General features: G+C 71.2%; 9 protein-coding genes. 3 read left to right on the forward strand and 6 right to left on the reverse strand.

The window, feature by feature from the left end; translation table 11 throughout:
- Positions 1–29 precede the first annotated feature (29 nt).
- Together dut and valS are read right to left on the reverse strand one after the other, a co-directional pair.
- Positions 30–506: a dUTP diphosphatase gene (gene dut / locus ACFWTE_RS23195; protein WP_378781964.1), complete on the reverse strand. Its 477-nt coding sequence runs from the start codon at positions 504–506 to the stop codon at positions 30–32.
- A gap of 174 nt (positions 507–680) precedes the next feature.
- Entirely contained in the window at positions 681–3,257 is a 2,577-nt protein-coding gene (valS, locus tag ACFWTE_RS23200; protein WP_378781965.1) for a valine--tRNA ligase, read from the reverse strand.
- Positions 3,258–3,446: 189 nt separating this feature from the next.
- Between valS and ACFWTE_RS23205 the strand changes: the two genes are divergently transcribed.
- Positions 3,447–3,725: a DUF4235 domain-containing protein gene (locus tag ACFWTE_RS23205; protein ID WP_378781966.1), complete on the forward strand. Its 279-nt coding sequence runs from the start codon at positions 3,447–3,449 to the stop codon at positions 3,723–3,725.
- Between the two features lie 239 nt (positions 3,726–3,964).
- On the opposite strand, the gene ACFWTE_RS23210 is transcribed toward ACFWTE_RS23205, so the two are convergent.
- From ACFWTE_RS23210 to ACFWTE_RS23220, 3 genes are all read right to left on the reverse strand, one after another.
- The gene (locus ACFWTE_RS23210; protein ID WP_087100666.1) at positions 3,965–4,261 is read right to left on the reverse strand and encodes a DUF4193 domain-containing protein; all 297 of its coding nucleotides are present in this window, start codon (positions 4,259–4,261) and stop codon (positions 3,965–3,967) included.
- 557 nt (positions 4,262–4,818) lie between these two features.
- Positions 4,819–6,069, reverse strand: a complete 1,251-nt coding sequence (locus tag ACFWTE_RS23215) for a sensor histidine kinase (RefSeq protein WP_378781967.1) — start codon at positions 6,067–6,069, stop codon at positions 4,819–4,821.
- Positions 6,066–6,719 carry a response regulator transcription factor gene (locus ACFWTE_RS23220; protein WP_378781968.1) on the reverse strand — a complete coding sequence of 218 codons (654 nt, stop codon included), beginning with the start codon at positions 6,717–6,719 and terminating at the stop codon, positions 6,066–6,068. The genes ACFWTE_RS23215 and ACFWTE_RS23220 overlap by 4 nt, the downstream gene beginning before the upstream one ends.
- 688 nt (positions 6,720–7,407) lie before the next feature.
- Between ACFWTE_RS23220 and ACFWTE_RS23225 the strand changes: the two genes are divergently transcribed.
- Positions 7,408–7,572 (forward strand): hypothetical protein, encoded by a 165-nt coding sequence (locus ACFWTE_RS23225; RefSeq protein ID WP_378781969.1) that lies wholly within the window; start codon positions 7,408–7,410, stop codon positions 7,570–7,572.
- Positions 7,573–7,676: 104 nt separating this feature from the next.
- On the opposite strand, the gene ACFWTE_RS23230 is transcribed toward ACFWTE_RS23225, so the two are convergent.
- Positions 7,677–8,489: an inositol monophosphatase family protein gene (locus ACFWTE_RS23230; RefSeq protein ID WP_378781970.1), complete on the reverse strand. Its 813-nt coding sequence runs from the start codon at positions 8,487–8,489 to the stop codon at positions 7,677–7,679.
- A 367-nt stretch (positions 8,490–8,856) separates the two neighbouring features.
- Here ACFWTE_RS23230 and ACFWTE_RS23235 point away from each other — a divergent pair, with 367 nt between their 5' ends.
- Positions 8,857–9,039, forward strand: a complete 183-nt coding sequence (locus tag ACFWTE_RS23235) for a DUF397 domain-containing protein (RefSeq protein ID WP_378781971.1) — start codon at positions 8,857–8,859, stop codon at positions 9,037–9,039.
- The last annotated feature ends 55 nt before the right edge of the window (positions 9,040–9,094 follow it).

A 9,094-nucleotide genomic window follows, 5' to 3' on the forward strand; every position in this document is an offset into this window, starting at 1 on the left:
CGGGATCGCACCGGGGTTGGTGGGCGCCGTCACCGCTGTGCGGCGTGGCCCCCGGTCGAACCGAGACCGCCTGTCCCCCGGACGGACTCCGGAAGGGAGTCGGCCTCGACGAACACCGCGTGCTCCACCCGCTGGATGACCAGTTGCGCGATCCGGTCGCCCCGGGCCAGTTTCACCGGGGTGTCCCTGTCCGTGTTGAGCACGATCACCTTGATCTCACCGCGGTATCCGGCGTCGATCGTGCCCGGAGCGTTGACCATGGTGACGCCGCTGCGCGCCGCGAGGCCGGAGCGCGGGTGCACGAAGGCCGCGTACCCGTCGGGGAGGGCGATCGCCAGACCCGTGGGGACCGTGGCGCGCTCGCCGGGGGCGAGGACGACGTCGACCGCGGCGTACAGGTCGGCACCCGCGTCACCGGGACGCGCGTACGCGGGCAGGGGAAGGCCGGGGTCCAGGCGGTGAACCGTGATCGGGGTCCGGCCGCCTTCCGGGGCTGTGGTACTCACATCGATCGAGCCTATCGCTCTCCGGGGGCTGCCCCGGTGTCCGGCGCCGCCGGTTCGCGCATGGGGCGGCGGGTGCCGTGGCGGCGGGGCGGGGCCGGATCGGCTCCGGCCCCGCCCCGTGCGCCCGGGCTGCGTCGCGCCGGGGTCCCGCGCGGCTCGGCCCCGGCCCCGCCGCTACCCCTCGGAGGTCTCCGGCAGGGTCACCTCGACCGTGAGGTCCGTGTCGTCGGTGGCCTGGAAGTCGATCCCGGCGGCCCGGCCCGCAGCGGCGATGTCACCGGTGGCGGCGCGGGCGGACTCGACCCGCTTGCCGGACACCCGGACGTGCTCGACCTCGGCCCGCATGGACAGCTTGGCCTCGGACTTGGCCTTGCGGATGGCGCGCAGGACCTCGGCGGTGGCGGTGAGGACCACCGGGTCGCCGTCGGCGGCTGCGGCACGGTAGGCGGCGGCGTCCGGCCAGGTCTGGGCATGCACCGAGCCCTCCTGCCACCAGCTCCAGACCTCTTCGGCGACGAAGGGGACGAAGGGGGCGAACAGCTTGTGCAGGGCACCCAGGGCGACGAGGAGCGCGGCGCGCGCGGAGGCTCCCTCGGCGGACCCGGTGTCGTAGGCCCGGGTCTTGACGAGCTCCAGGTAGTCGTCACAGAAGTCCCAGAAGAAGCGCTCGGTGCGCTCCAGGGCCCTGGTGTGGTCGTAGGCGGCGAACGCGGCGGTGGCGTCCTCCACGACGTCGGCGAGCGCGGCCAGCATCGCCCGGTCGATCGGTTCGGTGACCTCCGCCGGGTCCGCCGAGGCGCCCTCACCGGCGACGGACATGACGAACTTGCTGGCGTTGAGGATCTTGATGGAGAGCCGTCGGCCGACCTTCATCTGGCCCTCGTCCAGGGCGGTGTCGGTGCCCAGGCGACCGCTCGCCGCCCAGTACCTGACCGCGTCCGAGCTGTACTGCTCCAGCAGCGCCAGCGGGGTGACGACGTTGCCCTTGGACTTGGACATCTTCTTGCGGTCCGGGTCCAGGATCCAGCCGGAGATGCCGGCCGTGCTCCAGGGCAGGGTGCCGTTCTCGGCGTTGGCGCGGACCACGGTGGCGAACAGCCAGGTGCGGATGATGTCCTGGCCCTGCGGGCGGTAGTCCATCGGGAAGACGCGCTCGAACAGGTCCTGGTCGCGTTCCCACCCGGAGGCGATCTGCGGGGACAGCGACGAGGTGGCCCAGGTGTCCATGACGTCGGGGTCGCCCATGAAACCGTCGGCCCGGCCCCGCTGGTCCTCCGTGTAGCCCGCGGGGGCCTCGGAGCTGGGGTCGACCGGCAGCTGGTCCTCCGAGGGGAGGATCGGCTCGTCGTAGCGCGGGTTGCCGTCGGCGTCCAGCGGATACCAGACGGGGAAGGGCACGCCGAAGAAGCGCTGGCGGCTGACCAGCCAGTCGCCGTTGAGACCGCCGACCCAGTTCTCGTAGCGGGCCCGCATGTGCTCGGGGTGCCAGGTGAGTTCGCGGCCGCGTGCGATCAGCTGCTCGCGCAGGTCCTCGTCCCGGCCGCCGTTGCGGATGTACCACTGGCGGGTGGTGACGATCTCAAGGGGCTTGTCGCCCTTCTCGTAGAACTTGACCGGGTGGGTGATGGCCCTGGGGTCGCCGACCAGGTCGCCGCTCGCGCGGAGCATCTCCACGGTGCGCTCGCGCGCCGTGTGGACGGTGGCGCCGACGAGCGAGTCGTAGGCCTCGCGGGCGGCACCGGCCTCCAGTCCGCGGGGCGGGTCGGCGATGATGCGGCCGTCCCAGCCGATGATGGGCCGGGTCTCCAGCTGGAGCTCACGCCACCAGGTGACGTCGGTGGTGTCACCGAAGGTACAGATCATCGCGATGCCGGACCCCTTCTCGGGGTCGGCGAGGCGGTGTGCGCGGACCGGGACCTCGACGCCGAAGACCGGGGTGCGCACGGTGGTGCCGAACAGGTCCTGGTAGCGCTCGTCGTCGGGGTGGGCCACCAGGGCGACGCAGGCGGCCAGCAGCTCGGGGCGGGTGGTCTCGATGTGGACCGGGGTGCCGTCGGGCTTGTGGAACGCGACCTTGTGGTAGGCGCTGGGGCGTTCCCGGTCCTCCAGCTCGGCCTGGGCGACGGCGGTCCGGAAGGTGACGTCCCACAGGGTGGGCGCCTCGGACATGTAGGCCTCGCCGCGGGCCAGGTTGCGCAGGAAGGCGCGCTGGGCGGTGCCGCGCGAGTTCTCGTCGATGGTGGCGTAGGTGTGCCGCCAGTCGACGCTCAGCCCGAGCCTGCGCCAGATGGACTCGAAGACCTTCTCGTCCTCGGCGGTGAGCGTGTCGCACAGCTCGATGAAGTTGCGCCGGGAGATGGGGATCTGCCGTTTGGGGTCGGGCTTGGCCGGCGGCGCGAACTCCGGGTCGTAGGGGACCGACGGGTCGCAGCGGACACCGTAGTAGTTCTGGACGCGGCGTTCGGTGGGCAGGCCGTTGTCGTCCCAGCCCATCGGGTAGAAGACGGCCTTGCCGTTCATGCGCTGGAAGCGTGCGACGGTGTCGGTGTGCGTGTAGGAGAACACGTGGCCGATGTGCAGCGACCCCGAGACCGTGGGCGGCGGGGTGTCGATGGAGTAGACGTCCTCGCGGCTGCGGGTGCGGTCGAAGTGGTAGACGCCGGACTCATCCCATACGTCGACCCACTTCGCCTCGATACCGTCCAGCGAAGGCTTGTCGGGCATGCGGAAGGAATGAGAGCGGTTGGTCATGGGGCCAATGGTAGTGCTCCCGTGACCGTGATCGCTCCGGGTTCTCGGACGTCACACGGGGAGAAAAACACCCCCCGGGGGTATCCTTCCCTCTGGGGGTCCGCATGAAAGGATCTCCCCGTACGCACATGAGGGACGTGCGCCCGTCGCACCCCCTCGTACACCCAACGGAAACGGTGGACGATTCACATGGCTAAGAAGGACGGCGGTGACGTCGGTCCCGCGCTCGTCGGGTTCGCGGCCGGGATCGCGGCGGAGTTCGTGATGCGCAAGGCCCTGAACTTCGCCTGGACCCGCGTGACCGGTGAGGAACCGCCCACGGACCTGGAGTCCCCCGACGTGAGCCTGGGCCGCGCCCTCAGCTGGGCCGTGATGGCCGGTGTGGGCGTGGAGGTGGCCCGGGTCCTGGCCGTGCGGGCCGCCCGGGCGAAGCTGGTCGGCGCGGGCCCCAAGGAGCTGGAGGTCTGAGGCCCAGGGCGCTCGGCGCCCCATGACGGCGGCGGGCGGCCGACCGCACCACCCATGTGTGTGGTCGGCCGTCCGCCGTCGTCGTTCCCCCGGTGGCCTCACGTCCGGACGGGCGGGGAGCGTCCGGGCGATACGCGCGACGCGCCCCCGGCCGGGGACGCGTCGAGTCGCGGTGGGGTCCGCTCGCTACGGACCGGGAGTCACCTGGGACGGGACGGTTCAGCGACCGTCCCGCCCGCTCAGGTGCACTCCTTGCAGACCAACTGACCGGCGCGCTGCTCGGCGAGCTGGCTGCGGTGGTGCACAAGGAAGCAACGCGAGCAGGTGAACTCGTCGGCCTGACGCGGGAGCACGCGCACCGCGAGCTCCTCGCCCGACAGGTCGGCACCGGGCAGTTCCATGCCCTCCGCGACCTCGTCGGGGTCGACGTCGATCGTGCCGGTGCCCTTGTCCACGCGCCGCGCCTGCAGCTCCTGGAGGCTGTCCTCGTTGATGTCCTCGTCAGTCTTGCGCGGGCTGTCGTAGTCGGTGGCCATCTCTGCTAACTCCATCCCCCTCGTTCAGTGCCTCGTCGCGCGGGTGTAACGCTTGAGAGACCTTCGTTGTGCCCGGATCTGCCGATGAGTTTTCCCGATGTCGGTGAACCGTGTCCCCTCCCGGGCCACTGTCCACAGGTGAGCAGTGATGTCACGGGGTCGTGACCGCTGGCGGCCATAGGTGGCGGCTGCGCCAAGGGTCGGCTCCCCGTGTACTACCCAACGTCGAGCGCCACGTAGACCTGGAAAACCCGCTTCCGCTCATTCCGGGCAAAGCGCGAAACACTCCCCCAGGGGCGGGCGAAAGCCAAGACATGCCCACGTCAGGAGGGATTCCCTCCGTGTCCACGCCCGGGGAAGCATACCCACCCGAGCGCGACGCTCGTGACACGGATGGGCGTGTCTTCGGACACGTATAGATACCACGAAGTCCGCCCGAACGCAGCTTGGCCCCGACCTCCTGCTCCGCCGGGATCCACCGCAGGGCGGCGCCGGCGGTCCGCAACCGTGCGGAACGGGAGGTGCCACAGGGGGTCGCGGCCGACCGCGGGGAGGGGTCAGCGCCGTTCGCCCGATTCCCCGGGCACGACGGGCAGGCACACGGTGACGACCAGGCCTCCGCCCGCCCTCGGCCACGCGGTCACCACGCCCTCGTGCGCGCGCACCACGGACCGGACGATGGACAGGCCCAGCCCGGCGCTGCGGCCCGAGCCGACCCTGTCGCTGGAGCCACGGCGGAACGGCTCGAACAGCCCCTCGATCTCGTAGGCGGGGATGACCTTGCCGGAGTTCTCCACCTGGACTGCGGGCATCCCCTCGTACATGCCGCTGCGGACGGTGATCTCGCCTTCCTCGACGTTGTACTTGAGGGCGTTCTCCACCAGGTTGCCGACGAGCCGTTCCAGCAGGACGGGGTCGCCGACCACCGGCGCGGAACGCAGGTCCTGGCGCAGTGACAGGCCGGAACCGGACACGTCGCCGCCGAGCTGGCTGAGCACCGTCCCGGCGACCTCGCCGAGGTCGACCCTGGCGCGGACCTCCAGTTCGCGGTCGCTCTTGGCAAGGAAGAGCAGGCCGTCGATGAGCCGTTCGTGGCGGGCGTTGGTCTCCAGGAGGGTCTGGCCGACGCTCTTGAGGTCGGATGAGACGTCCGGGGCGCTGAGCGCCACCTCCAGGAGGGTCCGGTTGATCGCCAGGGGCGTACGCAGCTCGTGGGAGGCGTTGGCGACGAAGCGCCGCTGACCGTCGAAGGCCCGGTCCAGGCGCTCCAGCATGCCGTCGAAGGTGTCCGCCAGCTCGCGGATCTCGTCGTCGGGGCCGGACAGGGCGATCCGCTCGTGCAGGGACCTCTCCGAGAGCCGGCGCGCGATGCGGGTGATCTTCTGCAGCGGCGACAGGGCCCGCCCCGCCACCGCGTACCCCAGCGCCACCGCGAGGAGCCCCACCAGGAACAGCGCCAGCAGCGAGAACCTCGTGACGTGGGTGAGGACCTCCTCGATGAGGTAGCTGTGGGTCAGCAGTTCCGAGGCGCTCTCCTCCGCGAGGAGCGCGTTGAGCAGGACTGCCACGACCAGGTAGTTGACCAGCACCAGCACGGAGCCCGCGGCGAAGAACAGCATCCCGTAGATGAGGGTGAGCCGCACGCGCAGGCTGATGTTGTCGGTGAAGCTGCGGACCCGGTCGGCGGCCGCGGAGCGCTCCACGACCCCGCCCTCGGGCGAGGTGGAGTGCAGTCGGCGCCACGTCCCGGTGTCACCCGGGCCGGTGGGTTCCACCTGCCCGGGCTCGGGACGCTCCCCCGGTCTCACAACCGGTACCCCGCACCGGGCACGGTCTGGATCACGGGCGGGTCGCCGAGCTTCTTGCGCAGCGTCATGACGGTGACGCGGACGACGTTCGTGAAGGGGTCGGCGTTCTCGTCCCAGGCCTTCTCCAACAGCCCCTCGGCGCTGACCACGATCCCCTGGGCGCGCATGAGCACCTGGAGGACGGCGAACTCCTTGGGGGTGAGGGAGATCTCCCGGTCACCGCGGTACACGCGGTGGTTGGCCGGGTCGAGGGTGATGTCGTGGCGCTCCAGGACGGGCGGGAGCGGCGGCGCCGAGCGGCGGCTGAGCGCGCGCACACGGGCGATGAGCTCCGCGAAGGCGAAGGGCTTGGCCAGGTAGTCGTCGGCGCCGATGGTGAGGCCCTCGACCTTGTCCTGGACGCCGCCGGAGGCGGTGAGCATCAGGATGCGGCCGTTGTAGCTCTCGTTGACCAGGGTGCGGGCGACGTCGTCGCCGTGGGTACCCGGAAGGTCCCGGTCGAGCACGACCACGTCGTAGTCGTTGACCGCCGTGTGCTCCAGCGCGGTGTCACCGTCGTAGACCACGTCCACGGCCATCGCCTCGCGGCGCAGTCCGACCGCCACGGCGTCGGCCAGGACTCGTTCGTCTTCGACCACGAGTACGCGCACGTTGTTCCTCTGGAGCGTTGGTACCTGGCAAAAAAAGGGGCCGCTGCCGGCGCATCCCCCAACACACCGGCAGCGGCGTTCTTGGTCCCGGCCGCGTCATCCGTTCTTTCACAACCGGGGTAAGGAGACGGTAAACCCGTCGCGGCGGTTTCGCGAACCGGCCGACAACCTCACCCCCGTGTGGTCACGGGCGCTGAGCCGGGAGCTTCACAGCCCCCTTTGTGCGCGGGGAGCCGCCGCCGGCGAATCCCCCAACCGTCGGCGGCGACCCAACCCCGCACATCTTGAATGTGACACATGAAGAATAAGAACCAAGTAAGCGCAAGACCCTGAAGGGAAATGTGTCGTGGGACACCTTTGCCGCGCCCTTGACCGCAGCCGGACGGGCACAGGCGGGCTCCGGCCCCGGATCCCCCTCGGCGGCGCCGTGCCCATTCTATGGAACCCGGCCCGAACCCGGGGGCGGATTACGGAAAGATCACGTGCGGGGGGCGGTGGTTTGACCTGGATCACGGTGCGGTACACGTAGAGGATGCGCGCGCGGACCCCGGACCGAGGTTCGGACCGCGGCGCGCACGCGTGTCACAGGGTCGTGACCACTTCGATCGTGCGGACGCCTCCGGCGTGCGCGAACGGATCCGCACCGGCGCACCAGCGTGCTCCGGTGCCTACCCCTGGAAGAGGTGCAATGGGCGAGTTCCTCGCGGAGATCACGGTCCGTATCAACGAGACCAACAATTCGTACAGGGCGGCACAGGCCGCCGGAGACGACTTCCTCGCCGACACGCATGCGTCGGAACTGGAGGACCTGCGCCGTATCGCGGCCCGCAACGGCCTCGACACCGGCATCTAGGTCGACCGACGGCAGCCGCCCGGATCCTTGCGGACCGGGACGGATGACGTTACAGGGGCGCGGTGGGAGATCGGTCTCCCACCGCGCCTCACGCGTACCCGGGGTCAGCCGTCGGTGTCGGCGCCCAGCGGCACCAGAAGGGCGTCGAGGGCCTCGTAGAGTTCCGGGCGCGCGGCGATGACGAGGTCGTTGCTGGGAGGGCCTCCCCGGAGCCCGCCCACGCGGACACCCGCCTCGCTGGCGACCAGGCCCGGGGCGGACCAGTCCCATGCGTGGAGTCCGCGCTCGTAGTAGGCGTTGTAGCGGCCGGTGGCGAGGCCCGTCAGGTCCACGGCCGCCGACCCTCCGCGTCGGATGTCGCGGATGTGCGGCACGACCTCCAGGAGGACCTTCGCCTGCTGGACCCGCCTCTCCGGGAAGTAACCGAAGCCGGTGGCGACCAGGGCGAGGTCCAGGGGGACCGCGGGCGGGGCCTGGAGTGTCTCGCCGTTCCGGCGGGAACCGCCGCCCAGGACGGCCTCGAACATCTCCCCGCGCGCGGGAACGCTGACCGCGGAGGCGACCACCACGCCGTCGACCTCGGCCGCGACGGCCACCCCCCAGTCCGGGCTTCCGTAGAGGTAGTTGACGGTGCCGTCGATCGGGTCGACGACCCAGCGGACGCCGCTGGTGCCCCCGTCGTCGCCGCCCTCCTCCCCCAGGACGGCGTCATCCGGGCGGGCGGCGCGCAGACGGGCCCGGATGAGGTCCTCGGTGGCACGGTCCATCTTGGTGACGACGTCGGTGGGGCTGGACTTGGTGTCGAGCACGGTGATGCCCGCCTGGCCCTCGGCGGCGAGGTCGCCCGCCTCCGCCGCCACTCTCACGGCGAGGTCGCGCAGGCTCTCGCGGTCGGGTGCGGCGTGGGTGGTACTCACTGGTGGTTCTCCCCGTCGTGGCGTGGCCCCGGCCCGGACGCGGGTCCGCCGGGGTACCCGGTACGCATGCTGGTGCGGCGGCCGGGGGCGTCACCGACACCCGGCCCCGCAACCGCACTCTACGCCCGGCGGACGGAGGCGGGCTCCCGACGGTCCGGGCCCGGACCGGACGACGGTACGCCGTACCGTTCCGGCGCCGGAGCGCATCACCCCGCCCGTATCGGGCACGGTTCGTCCCGGAGGAGGCGTGAGAACGAGCGGGAGTGACCGTTTCCCGGCGCCCGGCCCCGCAACCACCCGGGCACAGCGCGCGGGCCGGAGAGGCACGCGAACGCACGGGCACCGCGAAGAGAAAGAGGTACACGGCATGCTTCGTCAAGAGCAGGACCAGCGAACATGGCACAAGGCCAGCTACAGCCAGGGCGTCACCAACTGCGTCGAGGTGGCCGAGGGCGCGACCACGGCCGTGCGGGACTCCCGGAACCGGGGTGGGGGCCGCCTGGAGTTCCCGTGCGGTGAGTGGACCGCGCTCGTCGCGATGGTCGCCTGACGGCCTTTTTCCGCCCGCCCGCAGGTACGCGGGGATCCCCCGCCGACCCGTGGGT

Origin of the sequence: Nocardiopsis sp. NPDC058631, from assembly GCF_042716955.1 — a bacterium.
Lineage (GTDB): Bacteria > Actinomycetota > Actinomycetes > Streptosporangiales > Streptosporangiaceae > Nocardiopsis.

Coding starts and splice junctions, on each gene's coding strand:
- ACFWTE_RS23225 (WP_378781969.1), top strand. CDS start 7,408: ATGGGCGAGTTCCTCGCGGAGATCACGGTCCGTATCAACGAGACCAAC.
- ACFWTE_RS23205 (WP_378781966.1), top strand. CDS start 3,447: ATGGCTAAGAAGGACGGCGGTGACGTCGGTCCCGCGCTCGTCGGGTTC.
- valS (WP_378781965.1), bottom strand. CDS start 3,257: ATGACCAACCGCTCTCATTCCTTCCGCATGCCCGACAAGCCTTCGCTG.
- ACFWTE_RS23210 (WP_087100666.1), bottom strand. CDS start 4,261: ATGGCCACCGACTACGACAGCCCGCGCAAGACTGACGAGGACATCAAC.
- ACFWTE_RS23235 (WP_378781971.1), top strand. CDS start 8,857: ATGCTTCGTCAAGAGCAGGACCAGCGAACATGGCACAAGGCCAGCTAC.